The following is a 25279-nucleotide window of genomic DNA, read 5'->3' as shown; positions in this document are numbered from 1 at the left end:
TACCGTCTTAATCCTTAACTACCAGCTTGTCTTTGATCCCCTGCGCCTGCCAACGCACCCACAGCATAATTGCCGCCAGAACGACAATCGGCAGTAACGGATCGAGCCAACTGCCGCCGGAACCGAACAGCAGGTTAATCAGAGCCACGCCGGTGCCGCCAATCGCCCAGGCAATGGTCGTCGGTACAGACCAAACCACCATCTGCTGTTTGACATCAGAGACGCCCATCATGCGGTTAACCACCCAGAACAGGCTATCGTTGAAGTAGCCGAAGAACAGCGACCCCATCGTTGCGGCCTGAGCGGCAAGCAACATATTGATGCCGGGGATCTGCGCCAGGATCGGCGCGGAAATCGAGGCGGCAGTGATCATCGCCACCGTCCCCGATCCCTGAATCAGGCGTACCAACGTCGCCACGATAAACGGGATCAGGATCGGCGAGATCGGCAGGTTGGCAACCTGCTCCGCCAGCTGTTGCCCCGCGCCGCTGTCGCGCAGGATCGCGCCCAACGCGCCGCCAGCGCCCGTGACCAGTAAGATAATCCCGGCGCTTTGCAAGCCCTCTTCCAGACGCTCTGCGGTGGTATGTTTATCCATGCGCGGCACCAGCGTATACACCGCCAGCAGAACGCTGATGGCCAACGCGATCACTGGGCTTCCCACAAAGTTGATTGCCTGTACCACCGGATGCGTCGCCAGGCCGGACCATCCTTCTACAGTGGCGAGGGTGGAACAGATAGCCTTCAGGAAGATCAGCACGATCGGCACCACAATAGGCAGCAGAGAGAGCGTCAGGCTCGGCAGATCCTTTTGCTCTTTCTCTTTATTGTACTGCTCCAGCGCGGCATTGACTTCATCGGCGTTCAGCGTACGCGGCACGAAATCAGGGTAGCGTTTATCCAGCCACTGCGCATAGAACACAATGCCGATCACACAGGGCACCGCCAGCGCCATCCCGGTCAATAACATTGCGCCGATGTCGACGTTAAAAATCCCGGCTACCCCCAGCGGGCCTGGCGTCGGAGGTACCGTATGGTGAGTGACCACCAGCCCGCCCGCCAGCGCGACGCCCAGCGTCAGTAGCGAACGCTTACCGCTTTTCGCCAGCGCTTTCGCCACCGGATAAAGAATGACAAAAGCGGAATCGACGAAAATGGGGATGCTGACAATATAACCCGTGATCGCCAGCGCCCACTCTTCACGGCGTTTCCCCAGCCATTTGATAAAGCTCCAGGCGATACGCTCCGCCGCGCCGGAAACCTCCAGCAAGCGCCCCATCATTACGCCGAGACCAATCACCAGGCCAATGCTGCCCAGCGTCGTACCGAATCCGCTGGTGATGACAGAGAGCGTTTTATCAATGCCCATTCCCCCCAACAGACCGGCGATGCAGGCCGCCGCCAGCATCGCGATCAGCGCATGAACACGGGTGCGTAACACCAGCCATACCAGCACGAAAACGGCAACGATCAGGCCGATAATTGGGGTCGGTAAACTTGTCATGACCTCCCCTCCATATCATCTTGTCGAAAGCGTTCGATAATGTCATCGAAGCGTTTATCGGCGACAAAACCTAACGCCAGCGCACGCTGGTTATCGATACGTCCCGGCCAGGAGGCGACAATTTTCTCGACGCCTTCATCGCGCTGATGCGTAACCCGATCGCGCGCCGCCTGACCGCCCACCTGACGCAACGTTTCCAGCATCTCGCCCACGGTTACGCTGATCCCCGGTAAGTTGATGCTGCTCGCCTCGCCAGGCGCGGGTAACGTTGCGGCCAGCGACAGGTTATGGATCACCGTCGCTGGGCTGGAAATCCACAGCCGCAAACTTTCCGACACCGGGCAGACGGTCGTCTCGCCCTGCAACGGTTCACGAATAATCGCACTGACAAAAGAAGAAGCGGCGCGGTTTGGTTTACCCGGGCGAACACAGATCGTCGGCAAACGCAGCGCCAGCCCATCCACATAGCCTTTGCGGGTATAGTCGTTGACCAACAGTTCACAGGCAGCCTTCTGCGCGCCATAAGACGAGCGCGGCGTGAGCGCGGTGGTATCGGTGACGCATTCCGGCAGCGTACCGCCATAAACGGCAAGCGAGCTGGAGAAGACAAAACGAATTTTCTGCGGTTGCCGACGACACGCCTCAAGTAACTGGCGGGTAAGATCCAGGTTAACTTTCCATCCCAGATCGAAATCGTCTTCCGCATGACTGCTGACAATCGCAGCGAGATGATAAACAACAGAGGTATTAGCGGTAATCACATTCTCCAGCACGCCCGGCTGGGTTAAGTCAGCCTCCAGGCAGCGTAAACGAGGAGAATCTGATAACCGTGCAGGCATTTTTAAATCAACAAGAAGCAGTTCGTTAAACGCCAGCGATGAGTTTAATAAGGCGCTTGCGAGTTTCTGGCCTAAAAAGCCGCCCCCGCCGGTAATGATAATCTGCATCCGGATGTCCTCTTTATTGTTGTGTAGGGTAGTTCAGGGTTAGCGCCAGGCGTTAAACCAGCCAAGCCCGTCCTGAGTGGTATTCCGTGGTTGGTATTCGCAGCCTATCCAGCCGCGATAACCTACGTCATCGAACAGCCGGAACAGCCACGGGTAGTTGATCTCGCCATCATCCGGTTCATGTCTGTCCGGTATCGAGGCGATTTGTACATGGGCATAGCGGCCCGCGTACTCGCGAATCAGGTGACTCAAATTGCCATCCACTTTTTGCGCATGGAAAGTGTCGAGCTGGATGAACACATTCGGGCGGTCAACCTCTTCTGCGATGCCCAGCGCCTGATATTGGCTGGAAAAGAGGTAGCCGGGTTTAACGCCGGGACTCAGCGCTTCGATCAAAATACGTTTATCGTGGGCGGCAAACCGGTCGGCGGCATAACGCAAATTATCGATAAACGTGGCGCGATAACGTGCGCCATCAGCGCCATCCGGCACTACACCCGCCATGATGTGAACCTGCTCACATTCCAGCGCCAGAGCGTATTCCAGAGCCAGATCAATATCGGCGCGCGCGTCGTGTTCGCGCCCCGGTAGCGCGGCACGTCCCCACTCGCCCGCCGCGGTATCGCCCGCCGAAGTATTAAACAGCGCCAGCGTCAGATCATGACGCGATAGCTGGGCTTTAATCTCGCTGGCGGCAAAGCCGTAGGGGAACAGAAACTCAACGGCCTGAAAACCGGCTTCGGCAGCAGCGGCAAAACGCTCGATAAACGGCACTTCGGTAAACATCATCGACAAATTGGCGGCAAAACGCGGCATCGGGTTATCTCCTTAACTGCGCAATTTCTTCGGTGGTTAAATAACGAATCGGGCGTTCGCCAAGGATAAAAATCAGCTTTGCCGTCTCTTCCAGCTCCTCGGTATTATTAGCGGCTTCCTGCAAATTCTCCCCGCACACGACCGGCCCATGATTAGCCAGTAAAAAGGCCTGATGCCGGGCCGCCAGCGCTGCCAAATCGCGGGCAATTCGGTCATCCCCCGGGCGATAGTAGGGAACCAGCGGAATGTCGCCCATCCGCATCACCACATAGGGGGTAAACGGGCGAATCACATTTTGCGGGTCCAGTCCTTCGAGGCAGGAAAGCGCCGTTGACCAGGTGCTGTGCAGATGAACCACGGCCTTGCAGCAAGGGTTATTGCGATACAACGCCAGATGAAAACGCACCTCTTTAGACGGTTTATCGCCGCTGAGCCATTCGCCCTGCGGGTCCACTTTGGATAGCCGCTGCGGGTCGAGATTACCCAGACACGAACCGGTGGGCGTCGCCAGAATATTGCCGTCCGGCAGTAACAGCGAGAGGTTGCCTGCCGAGCCGGTAGCATAGCCGCGCTGGAAAAACGAGGCGGCTATCCTGACCATCTCTTCTCGCAAAGCGTGCTCTTCTTTTGCCAGTGTCGTCATACCTGAAACTCCCTTTGAGCGCGGATGAAAAAGGATTCATCGCCAAAATTGCCTGACTTTAGCGCCAGCGAGACTGGCGCATGGAGCGCGTTGACCCACGGCACGCCGGGTGAAATGCACGGTCCAATGTGGAAACCGGTAATACCGAGGCTTTGCGTCACCACGCCCGAGGTTTCGCCGCCCGCCACAATAAACCGGGTGATACCGCCTTCCGCTAAGCGAGCGGCCAGCAGGGAAAAGAGCGCCTCTACCGCATAGCTGGCTTCGGTAGCACCATATTGCTGCTGGATGGCAGCCAGCGCCTGCGTGGAGGCGGTGGCGCTAATCATTGGCGCCAGTTCGCTGTCCTGACTGAACACCCACTGCGCCAGCGCTTCGGCGTAGGCCTCGCGCGCCTCGGATGACAGGCAGCGCGCCACATCAACGTCGCGTGTGGGAGCATGTTGTCGATAGAAAGCCACCTGCTGATTCGTCATTTGCGAACAGGAACCGGAAAGCACCACCGCGCGACCGCTCAGCGGATAGCCTGCGGAACGGGCCTGAGAAACGCCGTGCTTCGCCCACTGACGCGCCAGCCCCATTGCCAGCCCGGAACCGCCGGTCACCAGTGGAGCATCACGCAAAACCTCGCCCTGAATTTCCAGGTGCCGCTCATTGAGCGCGTCAAGTACCGCGTAGCGATATCCTTCCTGCTGTAAACGCGACAGCGCCGCACGGGTCGCGGCAACGCCTTCATCAAGCGTCTGAGCCGGAATAACGCCGCAGCGCCCTTGCGCCTGCGCTTCCATCAGACGCGGCAGGTAGCTGTCGGTCATCGGATTGATAGGATGGTGGCGCATACCGGACTCCGCCAGCAAGTGGTTCATGACAAACAGATAGCCCTGATAAACCGTGCGTCCGTTAACCGGCAGCGCGGGAGAAATCACGGTAAATGAGGTATCCAGCGCCACCATCAGCGCATCGGTGACCGGGCCGATATTGCCTTCGGCGGTACTATCGAAAGTCGAGCAATATTTGAAATAGACTTGCTGGCAGCCCTGTTTTTTCAGCCATACCAGCGCCGCCAGCGATTGTTTTATCGCCTCTTGCGCCGGGCATGAGCGGGTTTTCAGGCTGATAACCACCGCGTCGCACCCTTCCGGTTGCGTCCCGGTTGGGACATCATTGATCTGCACTGTCGGCATCCCGTTTTCGACCAGAAAACTGGCGATGTCGGTCGCGCCGGTAAAATCATCGGCAATGACGCCAATTTTTAACATGACGGCTCCTCAGGCGTGACGCCAGGCAGAGTAATCCCCGAGAAAATTTTGATCACAGCGCTGTCATCCTCTTTGCCATAACCGGCGTTACTGGCGCTGGTGAACATATTTAACGCCGTAGAGGCCAGCGGTAAGGGGAAGCGCAGCGCTTTCGCCGTGTCGGCAACCAGCCCCAAATCTTTGACAAAAATGTCGACGGCCGAACGCGGGGTATAGTCGCCGTCAACGACATGCTGCATACGGTTTTCGAACATCCAGGAGTTGCCGGCGGCATGGGTCACGACGTCATACATCACGTCCAGAGGAATACCGGCCCGCGCGGCCAGCGCCATCGCTTCGGCCGCCGCCGCAATATGCACGCCAGCCAGCAGTTGATGAATGATTTTGACGGTTGAGCCTGCTCCCGGCGTATCGCTGATGCGATAAACGTTGCTGGCAACGGCGTCCAGCACAGGCTTCAGGCGGGTAAATGCCGCCTCGCTCCCGGAGGCCATCACCGTCATTTCGCCCTGCGCCGCTTTTACCGCGCCGCCGGAAACCGGCGCATCCAGCATGTTAAGATTCAATGCCGTCAACGCCGCGGCGATCTCTTGTGCGTCGGCGCTTGAGATCGTGGACGAAACCATCACCGCGCTTCCGGGTTTCATCAGATGGGCGACGCCATCCTCACCGAATAACACCTGTCTGACCTGGGCGGCATTGACGACCAGAATGACTAACGCATCCACGACGCCGGCGAACTCCCTGGCGCTGGCGGCAGCCCCACAAGCCCCTTCAGCAAGAAGATTCGCGCACGCTTGCGGGTTAAGATCGGCCCCCCATGTGGAAAGCCCGGCGCGCAGGCATGAACGCGCAGCGCCCATTCCCATTGAGCCAAGCCCCACAATGCCGACATGAAAATCAGTTCCTGTTGTCATTATCACTCCATGTTAATTTACGTGATATTATGTTTTGTTATGTGAATATAGGCGTTTTTGTAAACAATTGCGGTGAGTTATTTCACAAAAAATAACAAAATGTGTTATTTTTTGTGAAGGCAATCCTCATAGAACTTCACACGCTGTGACGAGAAATCGCGTAAAATCGCGACAGGACTAAAGAAAGGAGCAGACGTTGATACCTACTGAGCGTCGACAAATCATTCTTGATATGGTGGCGGAGAAAGGCATCGTCAGTATCGCTGAACTGACCGAGCGCATGCATGTATCCCACATGACTATCCGCCGTGATTTACAAAAACTGGAGCAGCAAGGCGCGGTAATCCAGGTCTCTGGCGGCGTGCAATCATCGACTCGCGTGGCGCACGAACCCTCGCATCAGATCAAAACCGAACTGGCGACGCCGCAGAAAGCGGCGATTGGCAAACTGGCCGCCAGCCTGGTACAGCCAGAAAGCTGTATCTACCTTGATGCAGGTACGACCACGCTGGCGATTGCCAGGCAGCTGGTTACGATGAATAAACTTACGGTGGTAACGAATGATTTCGTTATCGCCGATTACCTGATGGACAATAGCGGTTGCACAATTATTCACACTGGCGGGGCGGTATGCCGGGAAAACCGGTCGTGCGTCGGTGAAGCCGCGGCGACGCTTTTGCGCGGGCTGATGATTGACCAGGCCTTTATTTCCGCCTCGTCCTGGAGCGTGCGCGGTATTTCAACGCCGGCAGAAGATAAAGTCACGGTGAAACGGGCCGTCGCCAGCGCCAGCCGCCAAAAAATTCTGGTGTGCGACGCGACCAAATACGGCCAGGTAGCTACATGGCTGGCGTTACCGCTGGCGGAATTCAACCAAATCGTCACCGATGACGGCCTGCCGGAAAGCGCAATTCGGGCGCTGGCCAAAGTGGATATCTCACTGCTGATGGCCAAACAATAGCGAAGCGGCGCAAGCCGCTTACGTCATCATCTTGCGTACCAGTTGCGTAAACTGTTCGCGTTCTTCAGCGCTCAGTCGCCCCAAAAACTCATCGTCAACGCGATCCCCCAGTGGTATCGCGGCGGCGAGCAACGTTTGGCCCTGAACGGTGAGATAGACAAAACGCCGACGTTTATCCAGCGGATCGTTTTCTCGCTTTACCAGCCCACGATTTTCCATCCGGCTTAACATCTCCGCCAGCGTCGCTTTAGTGCTGACCGCCGCTTCGGTCAGATCGACCTGTTCAATACCCGGATGTTCAGCAATAACGCGCATCACCGCATATTGAGGTTTGGTGAGCTCCGGTAGTTCATGCTGCCAGCGTGCGGTATGTTGCTGAAAAAGTTGGCGTAACAGATGAAACGCGGTGTTTCGTAACTCCATGAGCGCTCCGGATAAATTAACTTTTTCTATCATAACGACTTATGCACGGTTTTTTAATGACGAATGCTTTAGCTAAACGTGCGCAGGCGTCGGGAGCGATCTTGTCGCAAAGGCCGTGTGGGCGTATTTTGATCAAAATGTTCGTATACGAACGATATTTGAGGTAAGAAATGAGATTGATTGTGGGGATGACCGGTGCGACCGGCGCGCCGCTTGGCGTCGAGCTACTCCAGGCATTGCGGGCGATACCTGATGTTGAAACGCATCTGGTAATGTCAACGTGGGCGAAAACCACTATTGAACTGGAGACGCCCTACACGCCCGCTGAGGTAGCCGCCCTGGCAGATTATTGTCATAGCCCGGCCGATCAGGCGGCGACCATTTCCTCCGGCTCATTTCGTACCGACGGCATGATTATTATCCCCTGCAGTATGAAAACACTGGCGGGGGTTCGCGCCGGCTATGCCGAGGGGCTGGTGGGACGCGCTGCCGATGTCGTGTTGAAAGAGGGTCGCAAGCTGGTGCTTGTGCCGCGGGAAATGCCGCTCAGCACGATTCATCTGGAAAACATGCTTGCGCTTTCTCGTATGGGGGTGGCGATAGTGCCGCCCATGCCCGCGTTCTACAACCTGCCGCAAACCGTTGACGATATTATCCAGCACATCGTGGCGCGCGTTCTCGACCAGTTTGGTCTGGAGCATACGCGCGCGCGCCGCTGGCAAGGACTGCGACAGGCAGCAAATTTTTCACAGGAGAATGGATAATGGCATTTGATGATTTGCGCAGTTTTTTACATGCGCTGGATCAGCAGGGACAACTGCTGAAAATCAGCGAGGAAGTGAATGCGGAGCCGGATCTCGCCGCCGCTGCCAACGCAACGGGACGCATCGGCGATGGCGCGCCCGCGCTGTGGTTTGACAATATTCGTGGTTTTACCGACGCCCGCGTGGCGATGAATACCATCGGTTCCTGGCAGAACCATGCCATCTCACTGGGTTTGCCGCCTAACACGCCGGTTAAAAAACAGATCGATGAATTTATTCGCCGCTGGGACAATTTTCCGGTAGCGCCGGAACGGCGGGCGAATCCGGGCTGGGCGGAAAATACCGTCGACGGCGACGCAATCAACCTGTTTGATATCCTGCCGCTGTTTCGTCTGAACGACGGCGACGGCGGATTCTATCTGGATAAAGCCTGTGTGGTATCACGCGATCCGCTCGATCCCGATAACTTCGGCAAGCAGAATGTCGGCATCTACCGCATGGAAGTTAAAGGCAAGCGTAAGCTGGGTCTGCAACCAGTGCCGATGCATGATATCGCATTGCACCTGCACAAAGCTGAAGAGCGCGGGGAAGATCTGCCGATTGCGATCACGTTGGGTAACGATCCGATCATTACCCTGATGGGCGCAACGCCGCTGAAATACGATCAGTCAGAGTATGAAATGGCAGGCGCGCTGCGTGAAAGCCCCTATCCTATCGCCACCGCGCCGCTGACCGGTTTTGATGTACCGTGGGGATCTGAAGTCATTCTTGAAGGGGTCATCGAAAGCCGTAAACGTGAAATTGAAGGGCCGTTCGGCGAATTTACCGGCCACTATTCCGGCGGTCGCAACATGACCGTGGTGCGTATCGATAAGGTCTCTTACCGCAGCAAACCCATTTTTGAATCGCTCTATTTGGGGATGCCGTGGACGGAAATCGACTACCTGATGGGGCCGGCGACCTGCGTGCCACTGTATCAACAGCTGAAAGCCGAATTTCCGGAAGTGCAGGCGGTAAACGCCATGTACACCCACGGCTTGCTGGCCATCATCTCGACCAAAAAACGCTACGGCGGCTTTGCCCGTGCGGTGGGCCTGCGAGCGATGACGACGCCGCACGGTCTGGGATATGTGAAGATGGTGATCATGGTCGATGAAGATGTCGATCCATTCAATCTGCCACAGGTGATGTGGGCGTTGTCGTCGAAAGTGAATCCGGCAGGCGATCTGGTACAGCTACCGAATATGTCCGTCCTGGAACTGGACCCGGGCTCAAGCCCGGCGGGGATTACCGACAAGCTGATCATTGACGCCACCACGCCGGTTGCGCCAGATAACCGTGGTCACTATAGCCAGCCGGTTGTTGATTTACCGGAAACTAAAGCCTGGGCTGAAAAGCTGGCCGCCATGCTGGCCAACCGTAAATAAGGAGTAACCGATGATTTGTCCACGCTGTGCCGATGCACATATTGAACTCATGGCGACTTCGCCGGTAAAAGGAGTCTGGACGGTATATCAGTGTCAGCATTGTCTGTATACCTGGCGCGATACCGAACCGTTACGCCGTACCAGCCGCGAACACTATCCACAAGCGTTTCGCATGACGCAAAAAGATATTGATGACGCGCCAATGGTGCCGAGTATCCCGCCGCTGCTGGCAGAAGACAAACGGTAAAAAAAAGGCCAGTCTATCGACTGGCCTTTTTTTGACAAGGGTACTTACTCGCGGAACAGCGCTTCGATATTCAGCCCCTGCGTCTGCAGAATTTCGCGCAGACGGCGCAAGCCTTCAACCTGAATCTGACGAACACGTTCACGCGTAAGACCGATTTCACGGCCTACATCTTCCAGTGTCGCAGCTTCATATCCCAGCAGACCGAAACGGCGCGCCAGCACTTCACGCTGTTTGGCGTTCAGTTCGAACAACCATTTGACGATGCTCTGTTTCATATCGTCATCTTGCGTGGTGTCTTCCGGACCGTTCTCTTTTTCATCGGCCAGGATGTCCAGCAACGCTTTTTCGGAATCACCGCCCAGCGGGGTGTCTACCGAGGTAATGCGCTCGTTGAGACGAAGCATACGGCTGACGTCATCAACCGGTTTATCCAGTTGCTCTGCAATTTCTTCCGCACTCGGTTCGTGGTCCAGTTTATGCGACAACTCACGTGCGGTGCGCAGGTATACGTTCAGCTCTTTAACAATGTGAATCGGCAAGCGAATCGTACGGGTTTGGTTCATAATCGCCCGTTCGATTGTCTGGCGAATCCACCAGGTTGCGTATGTTGAGAAGCGGAACCCGCGTTCCGGGTCAAACTTCTCGACTGCACGGATAAGCCCCAGGTTGCCCTCTTCAATCAGGTCCAGCAACGCCAGTCCACGATTGCCATAACGGCGGGCAATTTTTACCACCAGACGCAGGTTACTCTCAATCATGCGACGGCGAGAAGCGACATCTCCACGCAGTGCGCGACGCGCAAAATAGACTTCTTCTTCGGCTGTTAACAGTGGTGAATACCCAATCTCACCAAGGTAAAGCTGAGTCGCGTCCAACACACGCTGTGTGGCCCCTTGCGATAACAGCTCTTCTTCAGCCAGGTCGTTATCACTGGGTTCCTCTTCACTCAAGGCTTTTTCGTCAAAAGCCTCTACTCCGTTCTCATCAAATTCCGCGTCTTCATTTAAATCATGAACTTTCAGCGTATTCTGACTCATAAGGTGGCTCCTACCCGTGATCCCTTGACGGAACTAGCAAGTCAAAGCCTGGTTCCGCCGCTTTATCGCTGCGGTAAATAACGCAGCGGGTTTACGGATTTCCCCTTGTAACGAATTTCAAAATGCAAGCGTGTAGAGCTGGTGCCGGTGCTACCCATAGTAGCGATTTTTTGCCCCGCCTTAACTTCCTGTTGTTCCCGGACCAGCATCGTATCATTATGGGCGTAGGCACTCAGGTAATCATCGTTATGTTTGATGATAATAAGATTACCGTAACCACGCAGTGCGTTACCGGCATATACGACGCGCCCATCAGCGGTTGCGACGATAGCCTGTCCCTTACTGCCTGCAATGTCGATCCCTTTATTGCCCCCTTCGGAAGCGCCAAAGTTTTCGATCACTTTGCCATCCGTCGGCCAGCGCCATGCGGAAATCGGCGCGCTGGTTGACGTACTGCTTGCATTTGGTTCGGTCGTGCTTACCGTTGGTGCCGTTACAGGCGCTGTGACAACCGTCCCAGCAGGCTTGTTGTTTGGCAACATTTTGTTAGCACTTTGTTCACCTGAGCCCTCAGAATACGTAATTGTTGGTTGAGACGCAACTGCAACGGTGGAATTTTGTGCAGACCTGGTCACAACTCCTTGCTGTGCTGCATCCGCCTGGGTGATCGCATTTCCGCCAGTAATTGGCGTACCGGATGCATTACCAACTTGCAAAGTTTGCCCTACATTCAGGCTATACGGGGCAGAAATACTGTTTCTCTGGGCCAGATCGCGGAAATCGTTCCCGGTAATCCAGGCGATGTAAAAAAGCGTATCACCCTTTTTCACGGTGTAAGTACTTCCCCCCGTATAGCTACCTTTCGGAATATTCCCATACTGGCGATTGTATACAATTCGCCCATTTTCCATCTGCACGGGTTGTTCCGCGACCGGTTGAGTTTGCATGGGCTGCGTTACAGGACGCTGAACGGGTTGAATTTGCGGCGCTTGTTGCGGCGTTTGTTGCGTCGTCGCGCCCATTTTTGGCGGCGGTGTGATCAACATCCCGGAATTGGTATTTGATGACGACCCACTGTCCACAGACGTGACCGGCGCCGGAGGGTTTGACGAACTGGTACAACCTGCCAGCCATAGTGAAACCAGTGATAGTGCCGCAATGCGACTAACGGTGAATTTTGGGCTTCCCGCGCTCATTTATCCCCCAGGAAAAAATTTGGTTAACAACCAGTGACGTAAGAACCGTGCAACGCATTAAGTGAACACGGGAAAATGTGTTCACGATACGCTTAACCCACCGGGAATAACCAGGAAAACTCCAGGTATTCGTTTCGGCTTCATCAGGCGTAATAGTGGCTGTTTGCAGAGCAAACTAGGCCAGCTCTCCCTTGACTAACGGGACGAAGCGAACGGCCTCCACGGTATCGATAATAAATTCGCCGCCCCGGCGACGCACGCGTTTCAAAAACTGCTGCTCATCGCCCACGGGCAGAACAAGAATGCCGCCTTCATCCAACTGTGCCATGAGCGCGGTAGGAATTTCCGGCGGCGCAGCCGTCACAATGATAGCGTCAAACGGCGCACGCGCCTGCCAGCCTTGCCAGCCATCGCCATGACGGGTAGAAACATTATGTAAATCGAGCTGCTTCAGGCGGCGGCGCGCCTGCCATTGCAGCCCCTTAATCCGCTCAACGGAGCAAACGTGATGCACCAGATGCGCCAGAATCGCCGTCTGATAGCCGGAACCGGTGCCAATTTCCAACACCCTGGATTGCGGCGTCAGTTCGAGCAGTTCCGTCATTCGCGCCACCATATAGGGCTGCGAAATCGTCTGACCCTGGCCTATCGGCAAAGCGATATTTTCCCAGGCCTTATGTTCAAACGCTTCATCAATAAATTTCTCGCGCGGCACTGCAGCAAGCGCATTAAGCACCTGCTCATCTCTGATGCCCTGCGCGCGCAATTGTTCAAGAAGAGCCTGTACACGTCCACTTACCATTGCGTGCCAACTCCCACGCTGTCTAACCAGTCTGAAACCACATCATGCGCGCTGTGCGCGGTTAAATCCACATGCAACGGCGTGACGGAGACGTAGCCTTCATCCACCGCCGCGAAATCGGTATCCGGCCCGGCATCGTATTTATCGCCCGGCGGGCCAATCCAGTACAATGTATTACCGCGCGGATCTTCCTGCGGGATTACTTTATCCGCTGGATGGCGGCTACCACAGCGAGTCACGCGGATGCCTTTAATCTGCGCTAACGGTAGATCCGGGACATTCACGTTGAGAATACGCCCGGTACGCAACGGCTCCCGGCTTAACCCTCGCAAAAGCGCGCAAGTCACGGCCGCAGCCGTATCATAATGCTGATAGCCGTTAAGGGAGACCGCTAATGCCGGAAAGCCGAGATGACGACCTTCCATCGCCGCGGCGACAGTACCGGAATAGATCACATCATCGCCCAGATTCGGACCCGCGTTAATACCGGAAACGACAATATCCGGACGCGGACGCATTAAGGCATTAACGCCCAGATAGACGCAATCGGTCGGCGTCCCCATCTGTACGGCGATATCGCCATTATCAAAGGTAAAAGTACGAAGCGAAGATTCCAGCGTGAGGGAATTAGACGCGCCGCTGCGGTTACGATCCGGGGCTACGACCTGTACATCAGCAAACTCACGCAGCGCTTTCGCCAGCGTTTGTATACCGGGCGCGTGAACCCCGTCATCGTTACTCAGCAATATGCGCATAATCACCCATTGTGTTGATCAGTTCCCTTACTACGCTGGTGGCAAAACTGCCTGCGGGCAGCCAGAAACGTAACTCGACGGTAACGTCATCCCACCAGTTCCAGCTTAATTGTTGCGGATAAAGCAGCATCGCTCTGCGCGACGCCTCTACTTTTTCGCGCAGCAACAGCGATTGCAACACCGTTTCCTGGGCAATGGCATCTTGCTCAAACGCCAGCGCCGCACGCTGTGTTCCCCACTCTCCGCTGCCCGGCAACGACGCTGTAATCATCAGCTCTTTTTCGTCTACCCGGCGCTGCAATTCAGGCAGTTCTTCAGATGTCGCGACGAACCAGCTTCCACGCCCCGCTAATTGTAGCGCATCGCCGTCAACAACTTGATTAAAGTCTGGTTTCTTCAGCCGCTGGTGAACAATTTGATTAAACAACGCGCTACGCGCCGCCGACAACCAAAAACTGCGTTTATTGCGATCGCGCACCGGCGCGTTACTTTGCGCCCAGCGCAGCGCGCCCTGCAAGTTGCTGCCGCCAATGCCGAATCGCTGTGCGCCGAAATAGTTCGGCACGCCGCCATCGCGAATCGCCTGCAATCGTGTTTCGACATCGCGGCGATCGCTTATTTCACGCAACATCAGAGTAAAGGCATTGCCTTTCAGCGCGCCTAAACGCAGCTTACGCTTGTGACGCGCGTATTCCAGCACTTTACAACCTTCCAGCTGAAAGGCGCTGAAATCGGGCATCTCTTTCCCCGGCACGCGCGCGCACAGCCACTGCTCGGTAACGGCGTGTTTATCTTTTTGCCCGGCAAAGCTCACTTCGCGAGCGTGAATTTTCAGGAATTTCGCCAGCGCGTCAGCGACAAAACGGGTATTGCAACCGTTTTTCAAAATACGCAGCAAAATGTGCTCGCCTTCACCATCCGGCGTAAAGCCTAAATCTTCAACCACCACAAAATCTTCCGGATTCGCTTTCAGCAATCCGCTACCTTGTGGTTTTCCGTGCAGCCAGGTGAGATTGTCAAACTCTGTCATTTCGCCGCCTTCATCAGCAACGCGACCGCTTCGCAGGCAATGCCTTCTCCGCGTCCGGTAAATCCGAGCTTTTCCGTCGTCGTCGCCTTCACGTTAACCTCATCCATATGGCAGCCGAGATCTTCGGCGATAAAGACACGCATTTGCGGAATATGCGGCAGCATTTTCGGCGCCTGCGCAATAATGGTGACATCTACGTTGCCGAGGGTGTACCCCTTCGCCTGAATACGACGCCAGGCTTCACGCAGTAGTTCGCGGCTATCCGCTCCCTTAAATGCCGGATCGGTATCCGGGAAGAGCTTGCCGATATCGCCAAGCGCCGCCGCACCCAGCAGCGCATCGGTCAGCGCATGTAACGCCACATCGCCATCGGAATGCGCCAATAGCCCTTTTTCATAAGGGATACGCACGCCGCCAATAATAATCGGCCCTTCTCCGCCAAACGCGTGTACGTCAAAACCGTGTCCAATTCGCATTATGCTTTCTCCTGGTGGATGGTTCGGGTCAGATAAAATTCCGCCAGCGCCAGATCTTCCGGACGGGTGACCTTGATGTTATCCGCGCGACCTTCTACCAGCGCCGGATGAAAACCACAATATTCCAGCGCTGACGCTTCGTCGGTGATGGTCGCGCCTTCATTCAGCGCACGCGTCAGACAATCGTGCAAGAGTTCGCGGGGGAAAAACTGCGGGGTGAGCGCGTGCCATAAATCGGCGCGCTCTACGGTATGGGCAATAGCGTTCTTCCCCGGTTCGCCGCGTTTCATGGTGTCGCGCACCGGACTGGCGAGGATACCGCCGACCCGGCTGTTTTCGCTGATGGTCAGCAACCGCGCAAGGTCATCCTGATGCAAACAGGGTCTTGCCGCGTCGTGCACCAGCACCCACTGCGCCTTTGCAACGGCCTGCAACCCGGCCAAAACAGAATCAGCGCGTTCGTTGCCGCCATCCACAACGGTGATTTGCGGATGATTCGCCAGCGGAAGTTGGGCAAAGCGATGATCGCCAGGGCTGATAGCAATAACAACGCGTGTCACCCGAGGATGCGCCAGCAGCGCATGAACTGAGTGCTCCAGAATGGTTTTATTACCGATTGAGAGATACTGCTTAGGACATTCTGTTTGCATTCGGCGGCCAAATCCGGCAGCCGGCACCACGGCGCAAACGTCCAATAAAGTGGCTGCCATGTTAAATCCCTGGATGGTTTATCGATGAGTTTGCCCCGCCGTTGCCGCGCGTTTTGAGGCGTCAGGCACCAGACGATAGAAGGTTTCGCCCGGTTTGGTCATGCTAAGTTCGTTGCGCGCGCGCTCCTCAATCGCTTCCTGGCCGCCATTGAGATCGTCAATTTCGGCAAAAAGCTGATCGTTACGCGCTTTAAGTTTGGCGTTTGTCGCCTGCTGCGCGACCACATCATCGTTGACGCGGCTATAGTCATGTATGCCGTTCTTACCGAACCACAGCGAGTACTGTAGCCAGACCAGTAAAGCCAGCAACAGCAGCGTTAGTTTACCCATCCTGCCCCCTGAAAAACGGCATCATCATCCCATAACGTCCTCTGTGACTCCACATTAAGGACGGGATTGCCGCGACAACGCCGGCAAATGTACCACATTTGCCGGATGTTACGTATACCCGAGTAAGGAGAACATAATCTCATTGTTGGTTACGGTTTGAATTATGACCGGAGGCACAGTGATAACCCGTCTACCCTAATAGCCATATGAATAACGCGCCGAACAGCGCGCCTACGGCCAGTAGAGTAAACATGATGCTAAAAAGTATTTTGCCCTTTACCAACAGATGCAACGCAATGCCGATAATCACCGATACCGGCATTAACGCGAGGAAAAAGGGCCAGGTATAGAGGAAAAAAAACAGCGTGTTAGGGCCATAAAGCAGAAAAGGGATCCCCAACGCCAGCAGCCATGACACAAAGCCGACCACCGCCCCCGGAAATGCACTGGTGGCGTCATCGTCGACCATGAAGGCGTCTGACCTTGTGAAAGTAATGTTATGGCTATTACGCATATTAAATCCTGTAACCTTGACCATACCGGGCATACAAGCCCGGTGGTGTCTCAGGATCTGATAATATCGCGCCGTCTCAGCAGGTCTAATAATTGGGAAACCAAATTTGTTACTAATTGTTCACCATTAAGATGAACCTGTGGCGAGTCAGGCGCTTCGTAAATGGCGTCGATGCCGGTAAAGTTACGCAACTCGCCCGCACGCGCTTTTTTATACAACCCTTTAGGATCGCGCTGTTCACAGATAGCCAGCGGCGTATTGACATAAATCTCGATAAAACGATCGTGGCCGACGCGCTCTTTTACCAGTTGCCGCTCGGCGCGGTGCGGAGAAATAAATGCCGTCAAAACAATCAGGCCGGCGTCCGCCATCAGGCTGGCCACTTCGCCTACCCGCCGGATATTCTCCTGGCGATCGGCATCGCTAAAGCCTAAATCACGGCACAAACCGTGGCGCACATTATCGCCATCCAACAGGTAGGTACTGACGCCACGCTGATGTAACGCCTCTTCCAGCGCGCCGGCCACCGTTGATTTTCCCGAACCGGAGAGTCCGGTAAACCACAGCACCACGCCACGGTGGCCGTGGAGCTGTTCACGGGCGGCGACAGTAACGGGATGAGAGTGCCAGACCACGTTCTCATCATGCAGCGCCATGTTTATCTCCCAGCAAATCTCGGGCGTCCCAGTGCGGAAAATGACGGCGTACCAGCGCATTCAGCTCCAGCTCAAACGCACTGTATTCCACGGGCGGCGTCGCTCCGCGTTCGTCCAGTTCCCGCACCATGCCAGCGCCCACGGTAACGTTAGAAAGTCGGTCGATAAAAATCAGCCCGCCCGTCACCGGATTTTGCTGATAAATATCCAGCGCGAGCGGCTCATCGAATGTCATCTCCACCAGACCAATACCGTTTAACGGCAGACTTTCGACGTCTCGTTGGGTCAGATTGTTGATATCAATCTGATAGCGAATAGCCTCGATACGCGCGCGGGTTTTCTTACCCGCAAGTTTAACGTCGTAGCTTTGGCCCGGCGCCAGCGGCTGTTCCGCCATCCATACCACGTCGATCGCAGCGTGCCGCGCAGGTGCCAGCGTCTCGTTTGCCGCCAGCAGCAGATCGCCGCGGCTAATATCAATGTCGTCGTTGAGTACCAGGGTAATGGCTTCGCCCACACAGGCTTCTTCTTTGTCGCCATCAAAAGTAACGATACGCGCCACGCTGGATTCCACGCCGGACGGCAGCACTTTAATGCGCTCTCCGACTTTGACGCTACCAGACGCCAGAGTGCCGGCATACCCCCGAAAATCAAGATTTGGGCGATTAACGTATTGTACTGGAAAGCGCATCGGTTGACGGTCTACCGCACGCTGTATGTCTACCGTTTCCAGGACTTCCAGCAGCGTCGGACCGCTGTACCAGCGCATATTCGCGCTCTGCGCGGCGACATTATCTCCTTCCAGCGCCGAAAGCGGGACAAAGCGAATATCCAGATCGCCCGGCAACTGTTCAGCAAAGGTCAGGTAATCTTCGCGAATACGAGCGAAGGTCTCCTCGCGGTAGCCAACGAGATCCATTTTGTTGATTGCCACTACCAGGTGTTTGATCCCCAACAGAGTGGAGATAAAGCTATGGCGACGCGTCTGATCCAGCACGCCTTTACGCGCGTCGATCAGTAGGATCGCCAGATCGCAGGTGGACGCTCCGGTCGCCATATTCCGGGTATATTGTTCATGGCCCGGCGTGTCGGCGATAATAAATTTTCGTTTTTCCGTGGAGAAATAGCGGTACGCGACGTCAATAGTAATGCCCTGCTCACGCTCGGCCTGCAGCCCATCTACCAGCAGCGCCAGATCGAGTTTTTCTCCCTGCGTGCCATGACGTTTACTGTCATTATGCAGAGAAGAGAGCTGATCTTCATAAATTTGCAGGGTATCGTGCAGCAAACGACCTATCAGCGTACTTTTACCGTCATCAACGCTGCCACAGGTTAAAAAACGCAGCAGGCTTTTGTGCTGTTGGGCAATCATCCAGGCTTCGACGCCGCCTTCATTGGCGATTTGTTGTGCAAGTATGGTGTTCATAGCGGCTCCTTAGAAATACCCCTGACGTTTTTTAAGCTCCATCGACCCCGCCTGATCGCGGTCAATCATCCTCCCCTGGCGCTCGCTGGTGGTAGAAACCAGCATCTCTTCGATAATTTCCGGCAGCGTTTGCGCGTGGGATTCCACCGCCCCGGTGAGCGGCCAACAGCCAAGTGTACGGAAGCGCACCATCCTTTTTTTGATGACTTCGCCAGGCTGGAGATCGATACGATCGTCATCCACCATCATCAACATGCCGTCACGTTCCAGAACCGGGCGTTCAGCAGCCAAATACAGCGGCACGATGTCGATGTTTTCCAGCCAGATGTATTGCCAGATATCCTGCTCTGTCCAGTTGGAGAGCGGGAAGACGCGTATACTTTCGCCTTTATTAATCTGACCGTTATAGTTACGCCACAACTCTGGACGCTGATTTTTCGGGTCCCAGCGATGGAAACGGTCACGAAAGGAGTAAATACGTTCTTTCGCACGGGATTTTTCCTCATCGCGCCGTGCGCCGCCGAACGCGGCATCAAAACCGTACTTATTCAGCGCCTGCTTTAACCCTTCGGTTTTCATAATGTCGGTGTGTTTAGCGCTACCGTGAACGAACGGATTGATGCCCATCGCCACGCCTTCCGGATTTTTATGTACCAGCAACTCGCAGCCATATGCGTTGGCGGTACGATCGCGAAAGGCGTACATCTCACGGAATTTCCAACCGGTATCAACGTGCAATAGCGGGAACGGTAACGTACCCGGATAAAACGCCTTACGCGCCAGATGCAGCATGACGCTGGAGTCTTTACCAATGGAGTACAGCATGACCGGATTAGCGAATTCCGCTGCCACTTCACGGATAATGTGGATACTTTCCGCCTCCAGTTGCCGCAGGTGGGTGAGTCGTTTTTGATCCATAACCGTTCCTTTGCAATACCGTTTTTTGCTAAACATTTCGATTACACGACTATAGGGAGCGCAGGAGAGTGAATGAAATGACGAATTGGAATGAGTAGTTCCTCAAAGGAATAACGCGGCCCAAAAACCAATATCAAAAAATGCTTAACGTACCGGATTGCCAGCATTTAGGAGCAAATGAAATTGTATTAACACGATCGCGGTTTCATACTAGCCACGTAAAATTTTGTTCTGTATTTAAGGACTCATTATGTTTTCCGCAACGCGCCGCTTTGCCGTCATTCTGGCGCTCGGCGTAGGCTTTATCCTTCCTGCACAAGCAGCATCACCAGGGCCTGGTGAAATAGCGAATACTCAGGCACGACATATCGCCACCTTTTTTCCCGGGAGAATGACGGGCTCCCCCGCCGAGATGTTGTCTGCCGATTATTTACGCCAACAATTTACCCAGATGGGATACCAAAGCGATATTCGAACGTTTAATAGCCGATTTATTTATACCACGAAGGATAATCGCAAAAACTGGCATAACGTGACGGGCAGTACGGTCATCGCCGCCCATGAAGGGCGAGTGCCGCAACAGATCATCATTATGGCGCATCTGGATACGTACGCTCCGCAGAGCGACGCTGATGTCGATGCCAATCTGGGCGGTTTAACGTTACAGGGAATGGATGATAATGCCGCGGGATTAGGCGTTATGCTGGAACTGGCGGCGCGTCTGAAAGATATACCGACCCATTACGGGATTCGTTTTATCGCCACCAGCGGGGAAGAAGAGGGAAAGCTAGGCGCGGAAAATTTACTCAAACGAATGAGTGACGCTGAGAAGAAAAATACGCTGCTGGTGATTAATCTCGATAACCTGATTGTTGGCGACAAGCTCTATTTTAATAGCGGGAAAAATACGCCTGAAGCGGTGCGTACACTGACCCGCGATCGGGCATTAGCGATTGCGCGCCGTTATGGTATCGCCGCCAACACCAATCCGGGACGCAATCCATCCTACCCCAAAGGAACGGGTTGCTGTAATGATGCGGAGGTTTTCGATAAAGCGGGAATATCGGTGCTTTCTGTTGAGGCGACGAACTGGAATCTGGGTAAAAAAGACGGATACCAGCAACGCGTGAAAAATGCATCCTTCCCAAACGGCAATAGCTGGCACGACGTACGGCTTGATAATCAACAGCATATTGACAAGGCGCTGCCAGGGCGGATTGAGCGCCGTAGCCGCGATGTAGTGCGGATAATGCTGCCGTTGGTAAAAGAGCTGGCGAAGGCGGAAAAAACGTCCTGATATGCTGGTGAAACGTGTTTATCCCCGCTGACGCGGGGAACATTTTTCAGCCCTTGCCGACTGCGGAACGCCCCTCGGTTTATCCCCGCTGGCGCGGGGAACACATGGATGGCTCATATCCGGTTTCTGTTTCTGCCGGTTTATCCCCGCTGGCGCGGGGAACACGCGAAATAGTGGGGAAAAACCCCTGGTTAACCCGGTTTATCCCCGCTGGCGCGGGGAACACGTTTATTACTGCTTAGTTAATTAATGGGTTGCCGGTTTATCCCCGCTGGCGCGGGGAACACAGGCGAATAATCTCTAATAGTCTCAATTCGTTCGGTTTATCCCCGCTGGCGCGGGGAACACAATCCAATCGCCGGGCAGGGCATCCATTACTCCGGTTTATCCCCGCTGGCGCGGGGAACACGCGGGCAGGCGCTGGAGTATCTCGTACGGGACAGGTTTATCCCCGCTGGCGCGGGGAACACACTAAAACTATATATTTGTTCTAAAAGCCCTTTTTTACTACATAACAAACTACCAACGGTAAGATAACAATTCCTTATTATTAAAGAACATTCAACTTATTGATTTTCAACAGGAAGAAAAGAAACCAAACGCAGTCCATCCAAATCTACCGGAATACGTCTGTTTTCACCCCATGTCTGAAACTCAAATCCCGACTCCGTGTTGGTCGCCCAAGCCATGACGGCATTTCCGCAACCGCCAAGCTGTGTGATCTGTTGCCAAATCATTTCCCGAATACGCTTCGAGGTATCGCCAACATAAACACCTGCACGAACCTCGAGTAACCAGACGGCAAGACGTCCCCGCAGGCGCGGCGGTACGTTTTCCGTGACCACAACCACCATACTCATCAACCATGCCCCCGATGGCCGCTATCACCCAGTGATTCAGGTTCCGGTATTGCTGGCGGCAACATATCCGGCGCAGGCTGAGGTGGTTCAATTTCACCGGCAGCGAGCACCTCTTCGATCAGCGGGATCAATTTTCCGGTCAGCTTCGAACTGCGAAAAATATCCCGGCAGGCCAGGCGCACTTCTTTATCAGGTTCCGCCGGGTGACGAGCGGCGATCTCAAATGCTTTGGGCACCACCGATTCAAATTTGATGATATCGGCAATGTCATAAACAAAAGAAAGCGGCTTACCGCTATGGATAAAACCGATAGCCGGCGCATATCCCGCCGCCAGGATAGCCGCTTCTGAAATCCCGTACAGGCACGATGTCGCCGCGCTAATACATCGGTTGACGACATCCCCCTTCTCCCAGTCTTTCGGATCATAGTTACGACCATGCCATTTCACGCCATACTGCTTCGCCAGTAATGCATAGGTCGCCCGCACACGGGATCCTTCAATACCGCGCAGTTGCTCAACGGAACGACGGGCGGGAGGCGGCTCACGAAAACGCAGTTCATACATTTTGCGGACTACTTTAAGCCGCAGGTCATCATCTAACGCCAGCTTTGCCTGATAAAGCAACTTATCGGCTCGTGCGCCTCCGGGTTGTCCGGAGGAATAGACCCGCACTCCCGCCTCGCCCACCCATACCAACAGGGTACCGACCGTTGATGCCAAATGCACTGCCGCATGGGAAACCCGCGTTCCCGGTTCCAGCATGATACAAGCGACCGAACCGACGGGAATATGCGTGCGTATTCCTGTTTTATCGATCAGCACGAATGCCCCATCCAGCACGTCAATCTGACCGTACTGGAGGAAGATCATCGAGGTTCGATCTTTTAACGGGATCGGGTTGAGCGGTACGAACGTCACGCGTCGTCTCCGGGTTTGATCATCATCATTCCGCAGCCAAACGCCCGGCTTTTACCGTATCCCTGCGCCAGACGTCGCAGGAAAAGCGCGGGATCGTTAAGCACCAGCACGCCGGTATAGTCCACGCTGCTAAACTGAATCATCTGCCGATCTTTCCCGCGACGTATCTGCTGCTGCCGATAAGCATCAACGCTCGTCTCGCGCAGGGTGAAGCCATTTTGTTCCCCCTGGCGCGCCAACCACGTCAGCGCCGCCTGCTGCTGATAAGACCAGATATCCTGGCTATCACCCTGCGTTTTACGCTGGCGTTTCGCCTCCATCAGCAAATCGTGACGCTTGCCGTTTTTGCAAATTGTCGGATTGGCGCGCAAGTTAAACCGCAGCGTCTGTCCCGCGCTCAGCGTTGGCGCAAACGGGCGAGTCTGTACGTCAAAAATCGTGCTGGCGGCAGGCTGTTCCTGTGAGAGAACAAAAAAGCGAAACGCGCCCTGTAACTCTTCGCGGCGATAAAGAAACTGCCGTTCCTTGCCGCCGGGAAAGAGATCCCATAACCACTGGTGCATCACGTACTCGCCGCGCTCCACCAGATGCAAGAGCTGTGCCGGCGAAAGCTCGCTGGTGTGCAGCGTTATTCTTGAGAGATACACGCGTCCTCCTTGCGGAGCCACGGCCCCTGATTCACGCTACGTTCACCGAACAGCCATTGCTGGCGGCTCAACGGCATGTCGCGACGACGTAAAATTTTGTTCGCCGTTAAGCCATCGTGTTCACCTTCCCACCAGCATTCATTCTGTAATCCGGGGAGAGTCAGTTTCAGCGTATTGAATTGATCCTGATACCAACGATATGCTTCACGCAGGACATCCGGCGCACGCCCGTCCAGCAGTTGCGGCGCAAGCGGCAACGCCAGAGGGTGACTTTTGCGCCCCAGATACAGCGGGAACACAGGATGTTGTAACGACGCCTGAAGCTGCGCCAACGTGTAAGGCGCGTCCGGCGTCGCGCTGACAGCGATCATCCACCAGGCGTCGGTGTAGTAGTCGCGTCGGGAAATCAGCGCGCTCAGTAACTCAGGATCCTGCAACTCTTCACGGCGGCTGAAGTAACGTGCCTTACGTACCTCTTTCGGCATCTGCACCGTGTGATAATCCCGCGCCCAGCGCGGGTTACCACTGGCGCACAGCAAAAATTGGTAATGACGATTGAAGGCGTTTAGCCGTTCCTCCTCATCGCGGCGAATACCCAGCGCCGCAGCTAATAACCCCAACAGCGCAGAACGCGAAGGAAGTTCATGGCTGTGGCGCACTTCGCCTGGCGCATCCACGCCCCAGGAGGCCATCGGCCCGTGAAGCTGAAAAACCAGATATTGGCTCATAAGCCGCCCCTTACGCGCAGATGAAGTCAAGCACGTCTTCCATGCTTCCCTGCTGATTCATCACGTTAAAGTCTTTGAACGCCGTCTCCTGTACATAGACCGCATTCATATTTTCACGCAGCGCGGTAATACGCTTAACCGCAACGTTCAATTGGTCTGTACCGTTGATCGGTTCATAAAACGCGGCCGCCAGTGAACGTGGTTGGTCGGTGCCTTTTTCGGCCAGCGCCCACGAGGCATAGGCACGGCTGGCAAAGCTGTTCTGTTTGCCGGTCGGCGACACTTTCAGCGCCGCTTCAGTAAAGGCGCGCAGCGTTTTGTTTGCCAGTTCTTCATTGCCGTTCAGGTTTTTCACCAGCAGATCTTTGTCGATGCAGATATAGGTGTAAAACAGCGCGGAGCCAAAGCCGGTTTCGCCGAGATGGCCTGCGCCTGCATCTTCTGCCGATGCCTGGCGTAGGTCATCCACAGCGGTAAAGAAATCGTCTTCGATGATCGTTTCGCTGACGCCGAAGGCGTGGGCGACCTGGCAGGCGGCTTCCACGTTAAAATCAGTTTTCTTCGCTAACATCCGGCCAAACATGGCAATATCGACGGCCATGCGATCGTGACGTAACAGTTCCGCTTCCTCTTCTGTTGCCGGACGTTTTTCTTCTGCCAGACGGCGCGCCAGCGCTTTCACGGCCTCAAACTCAGCAGGGCTGATATGCACCAGTTGCTCGGTTTCAGCATTCGTCAACTCATCTTTGGGTTTCTTATCCTCTTTTACCTTGCCAAAGCAGTTGGCGATGTTCTTGACGTACTCAACCGCTTTTTTGGCGTCAATGCCGCTATCAACGAGGATTTGCGCCGCCTCACGAGCAATGCGACCAGTACGAATACCAATATGGCCAGCTAATGCCTGTTCAAATAACTCAGATGTACGCCAGGCGCGTTTCAGGCTCTGAGAGGAGATACGCAGACGTGTTGCTCCGCCAAGCACCACGGTTTTTGGCGCACCGGTATCATCACGGTTCAGGTTAGCGGCGGGGTAAGCGGTCAGTAAATGGAGCTGAATAAACGTTGTCAT

The 25279-nt window shown here is 54.9% G+C and carries 30 protein-coding genes and 1 CRISPR repeat array; of the genes, 6 read left to right on the top strand and 24 right to left on the bottom strand.

What is annotated here, in order from left to right; genetic code table 11:
* Positions 1 to 7: 7 nt before the first annotated feature.
* Genes ACLJNW_RS09955 through ltnD form a run of 6 tightly spaced genes read right to left on the bottom strand, consistent with a single transcriptional unit; the run spans position 8 to position 6086 of the window.
* Positions 8 to 1504, bottom strand: a complete 1497-nt coding sequence (locus ACLJNW_RS09955) for a GntP family permease (protein ID WP_000202725.1) — start codon at positions 1502 to 1504, stop codon at positions 8 to 10.
* On the bottom strand, positions 1501 to 2451 hold the full coding sequence (gene denD, locus ACLJNW_RS09950) for a D-erythronate dehydrogenase (RefSeq protein WP_001522900.1): 951 nt from the start codon (positions 2449 to 2451) through the stop codon (positions 1501 to 1503). The genes ACLJNW_RS09955 and denD overlap by 4 nt, the downstream gene beginning before the upstream one ends.
* A gap of 39 nt (positions 2452 to 2490) precedes the next feature.
* The gene (locus ACLJNW_RS09945; protein ID WP_024154723.1) at positions 2491 to 3267 is read right to left on the bottom strand and encodes an HPr family phosphocarrier protein; all 777 of its coding nucleotides are present in this window, start codon (positions 3265 to 3267) and stop codon (positions 2491 to 2493) included.
* Positions 3268 to 3271: 4 nt separating this feature from the next.
* Complete coding sequence (locus ACLJNW_RS09940) at positions 3272 to 3910, bottom strand: aldolase (protein ID WP_000209068.1); 639 nt, start codon at positions 3908 to 3910, stop codon at positions 3272 to 3274.
* A complete protein-coding gene (gene otnK / locus ACLJNW_RS09935; protein WP_023204586.1) occupies positions 3907 to 5169 on the bottom strand; it encodes a 3-oxo-tetronate kinase in 1263 nt (420 codons plus the stop codon). The genes ACLJNW_RS09940 and otnK overlap by 4 nt, the downstream gene beginning before the upstream one ends.
* Positions 5163 to 6086 carry an L-threonate dehydrogenase gene (ltnD, locus tag ACLJNW_RS09930; RefSeq protein ID WP_000206958.1) on the bottom strand — a complete coding sequence of 308 codons (924 nt, stop codon included), beginning with the start codon at positions 6084 to 6086 and terminating at the stop codon, positions 5163 to 5165. Before ltnD ends, otnK begins: the two co-directional genes overlap by 7 nt.
* Before the next feature lie 196 nt (positions 6087 to 6282).
* Between ltnD and ygbI the strand changes: the two genes are divergently transcribed.
* Positions 6283 to 7047 (top strand): DNA-binding transcriptional repressor YgbI, encoded by a 765-nt coding sequence (gene ygbI / locus ACLJNW_RS09925; RefSeq protein WP_000613181.1) that lies wholly within the window; start codon positions 6283 to 6285, stop codon positions 7045 to 7047.
* An 18-nt stretch (positions 7048 to 7065) separates the two neighbouring features.
* On the opposite strand, the gene ACLJNW_RS09920 is transcribed toward ygbI, so the two are convergent.
* Entirely contained in the window at positions 7066 to 7470 is a 405-nt protein-coding gene (locus tag ACLJNW_RS09920) for a MarR family winged helix-turn-helix transcriptional regulator (RefSeq protein ID WP_000423338.1), read from the bottom strand.
* A gap of 170 nt (positions 7471 to 7640) precedes the next feature.
* Between ACLJNW_RS09920 and ACLJNW_RS09915 the strand changes: the two genes are divergently transcribed.
* From ACLJNW_RS09915 to ACLJNW_RS09905, 3 genes are read left to right on the top strand one after another with little or no spacing between them, the layout of a single operon-like run.
* Positions 7641 to 8234 carry a non-oxidative hydroxyarylic acid decarboxylases subunit B gene (locus tag ACLJNW_RS09915; RefSeq protein ID WP_023204587.1) on the top strand — a complete coding sequence of 198 codons (594 nt, stop codon included), beginning with the start codon at positions 7641 to 7643 and terminating at the stop codon, positions 8232 to 8234.
* On the top strand, positions 8234 to 9661 hold the full coding sequence (locus ACLJNW_RS09910) for a non-oxidative hydroxyarylic acid decarboxylases subunit C (RefSeq protein WP_024154722.1): 1428 nt from the start codon (positions 8234 to 8236) through the stop codon (positions 9659 to 9661). The genes ACLJNW_RS09915 and ACLJNW_RS09910 overlap by 1 nt, the downstream gene beginning before the upstream one ends.
* 10 nt (positions 9662 to 9671) lie before the next feature.
* On the top strand, positions 9672 to 9908 hold the full coding sequence (locus ACLJNW_RS09905) for a non-oxidative hydroxyarylic acid decarboxylases subunit D (protein WP_000562964.1): 237 nt from the start codon (positions 9672 to 9674) through the stop codon (positions 9906 to 9908).
* 44 nt (positions 9909 to 9952) lie between these two features.
* Here ACLJNW_RS09905 and rpoS read toward each other — a convergent pair whose 3' ends face one another.
* Together rpoS and nlpD are read right to left on the bottom strand one after the other, a co-directional pair.
* Positions 9953 to 10945, bottom strand: coding sequence for an RNA polymerase sigma factor RpoS (rpoS, locus tag ACLJNW_RS09900; protein WP_000081498.1), 993 nt, complete (start codon positions 10943 to 10945; stop codon positions 9953 to 9955).
* 62 nt (positions 10946 to 11007) lie between these two features.
* Positions 11008 to 12090 carry a murein hydrolase activator NlpD gene (gene nlpD, locus ACLJNW_RS09895; RefSeq protein WP_223151197.1) on the bottom strand — a complete coding sequence of 361 codons (1083 nt, stop codon included), beginning with the start codon at positions 12088 to 12090 and terminating at the stop codon, positions 11008 to 11010.
* Between nlpD and ACLJNW_RS09890 the strand changes: the two genes are divergently transcribed.
* Entirely contained in the window at positions 12020 to 12178 is a 159-nt protein-coding gene (locus ACLJNW_RS09890) for a peptidase (RefSeq protein ID WP_223148970.1), read from the top strand. The two genes, nlpD and ACLJNW_RS09890, sit on opposite strands and share 71 nt — an antisense overlap.
* Before the next feature lie 138 nt (positions 12179 to 12316).
* Here the strand turns inward: ACLJNW_RS09890 and ACLJNW_RS09885 are convergent, their stop codons facing one another.
* The 10 genes from ACLJNW_RS09885 to cysD all read right to left on the bottom strand — a co-directional run bounded on the left by ACLJNW_RS09885 (position 12317) and on the right by cysD (position 19758).
* Positions 12317 to 12943, bottom strand: coding sequence for a protein-L-isoaspartate(D-aspartate) O-methyltransferase (locus tag ACLJNW_RS09885; RefSeq protein ID WP_000253545.1), 627 nt, complete (start codon positions 12941 to 12943; stop codon positions 12317 to 12319).
* On the bottom strand, positions 12937 to 13698 hold the full coding sequence (gene surE / locus ACLJNW_RS09880; RefSeq protein WP_001221537.1) for a 5'/3'-nucleotidase SurE: 762 nt from the start codon (positions 13696 to 13698) through the stop codon (positions 12937 to 12939). Before surE ends, ACLJNW_RS09885 begins: the two co-directional genes overlap by 7 nt.
* A complete protein-coding gene (truD, locus tag ACLJNW_RS09875) occupies positions 13679 to 14728 on the bottom strand; it encodes a tRNA pseudouridine(13) synthase TruD (RefSeq protein WP_024154721.1) in 1050 nt (349 codons plus the stop codon). The genes surE and truD overlap by 20 nt, the downstream gene beginning before the upstream one ends.
* Complete coding sequence (ispF, locus tag ACLJNW_RS09870; protein WP_001219245.1) at positions 14725 to 15204, bottom strand: 2-C-methyl-D-erythritol 2,4-cyclodiphosphate synthase; 480 nt, start codon at positions 15202 to 15204, stop codon at positions 14725 to 14727. The genes truD and ispF overlap by 4 nt, the downstream gene beginning before the upstream one ends.
* Positions 15204 to 15914, bottom strand: coding sequence for a 2-C-methyl-D-erythritol 4-phosphate cytidylyltransferase (ispD, locus tag ACLJNW_RS09865; RefSeq protein WP_000741653.1), 711 nt, complete (start codon positions 15912 to 15914; stop codon positions 15204 to 15206). Before ispD ends, ispF begins: the two co-directional genes overlap by 1 nt.
* An 18-nt stretch (positions 15915 to 15932) precedes the next feature.
* Positions 15933 to 16244: a cell division protein FtsB gene (gene ftsB / locus ACLJNW_RS09860; protein WP_000517480.1), complete on the bottom strand. Its 312-nt coding sequence runs from the start codon at positions 16242 to 16244 to the stop codon at positions 15933 to 15935.
* 190 nt (positions 16245 to 16434) lie between these two features.
* Positions 16435 to 16758, bottom strand: coding sequence for a DUF3561 family protein (locus tag ACLJNW_RS09855; protein ID WP_001537530.1), 324 nt, complete (start codon positions 16756 to 16758; stop codon positions 16435 to 16437).
* A 50-nt stretch (positions 16759 to 16808) separates the two neighbouring features.
* The gene (gene cysC / locus ACLJNW_RS09850; RefSeq protein WP_001173663.1) at positions 16809 to 17414 is read right to left on the bottom strand and encodes an adenylyl-sulfate kinase; all 606 of its coding nucleotides are present in this window, start codon (positions 17412 to 17414) and stop codon (positions 16809 to 16811) included.
* A complete protein-coding gene (gene cysN, locus ACLJNW_RS09845; RefSeq protein WP_023204589.1) occupies positions 17401 to 18840 on the bottom strand; it encodes a sulfate adenylyltransferase subunit CysN in 1440 nt (479 codons plus the stop codon). The genes cysC and cysN overlap by 14 nt, the downstream gene beginning before the upstream one ends.
* Before the next feature lie 9 nt (positions 18841 to 18849).
* Positions 18850 to 19758: a sulfate adenylyltransferase subunit CysD gene (cysD, locus tag ACLJNW_RS09840; RefSeq protein WP_000372384.1), complete on the bottom strand. Its 909-nt coding sequence runs from the start codon at positions 19756 to 19758 to the stop codon at positions 18850 to 18852.
* Positions 19759 to 20008: 250 nt separating this feature from the next.
* On the opposite strand from cysD, the gene ACLJNW_RS09835 reads away from it, so the two are divergent.
* Entirely contained in the window at positions 20009 to 21055 is a 1047-nt protein-coding gene (locus tag ACLJNW_RS09835) for an aminopeptidase (protein ID WP_000490481.1), read from the top strand.
* Between the two features lie 14 nt (positions 21056 to 21069).
* Positions 21070 to 21525: direct repeats of the CRISPR family, unit length 29 nt; unit sequence CGGTTTATCCCCGCTGGCGCGGGGAACAC.
* A 96-nt stretch (positions 21526 to 21621) separates the two neighbouring features.
* Here ACLJNW_RS09835 and cas2e read toward each other — a convergent pair.
* Genes cas2e through cas7e form a run of 5 tightly spaced genes read right to left on the bottom strand, consistent with a single transcriptional unit; the run spans position 21622 to position 25279 of the window.
* Positions 21622 to 21915: a type I-E CRISPR-associated endoribonuclease Cas2e gene (cas2e, locus tag ACLJNW_RS09830; RefSeq protein ID WP_023204590.1), complete on the bottom strand. Its 294-nt coding sequence runs from the start codon at positions 21913 to 21915 to the stop codon at positions 21622 to 21624.
* On the bottom strand, positions 21915 to 22835 hold the full coding sequence (gene cas1e, locus ACLJNW_RS09825; protein WP_000144830.1) for a type I-E CRISPR-associated endonuclease Cas1e: 921 nt from the start codon (positions 22833 to 22835) through the stop codon (positions 21915 to 21917). The genes cas2e and cas1e overlap by 1 nt, the downstream gene beginning before the upstream one ends.
* Positions 22832 to 23482 (bottom strand): type I-E CRISPR-associated protein Cas6/Cse3/CasE, encoded by a 651-nt coding sequence (gene cas6e, locus ACLJNW_RS09820; RefSeq protein ID WP_023204591.1) that lies wholly within the window; start codon positions 23480 to 23482, stop codon positions 22832 to 22834. Before cas6e ends, cas1e begins: the two co-directional genes overlap by 4 nt.
* Positions 23464 to 24210: a type I-E CRISPR-associated protein Cas5/CasD gene (gene cas5e / locus ACLJNW_RS09815; protein WP_023204592.1), complete on the bottom strand. Its 747-nt coding sequence runs from the start codon at positions 24208 to 24210 to the stop codon at positions 23464 to 23466. The genes cas6e and cas5e overlap by 19 nt, the downstream gene beginning before the upstream one ends.
* Positions 24211 to 24220: 10 nt before the next feature.
* On the bottom strand, positions 24221 to 25279 hold the full coding sequence (cas7e, locus tag ACLJNW_RS09810) for a type I-E CRISPR-associated protein Cas7/Cse4/CasC (protein WP_023201011.1): 1059 nt from the start codon (positions 25277 to 25279) through the stop codon (positions 24221 to 24223).

Origin of the sequence: Salmonella sp. SAL4457, from assembly GCF_046548235.1 — a bacterium.
Lineage (GTDB): Bacteria > Pseudomonadota > Gammaproteobacteria > Enterobacterales > Enterobacteriaceae > Salmonella > Salmonella enterica.
Note: the sequence above shows the minus strand (reverse complement) of the source record. Positions and strands in the feature narration are given on the sequence as shown.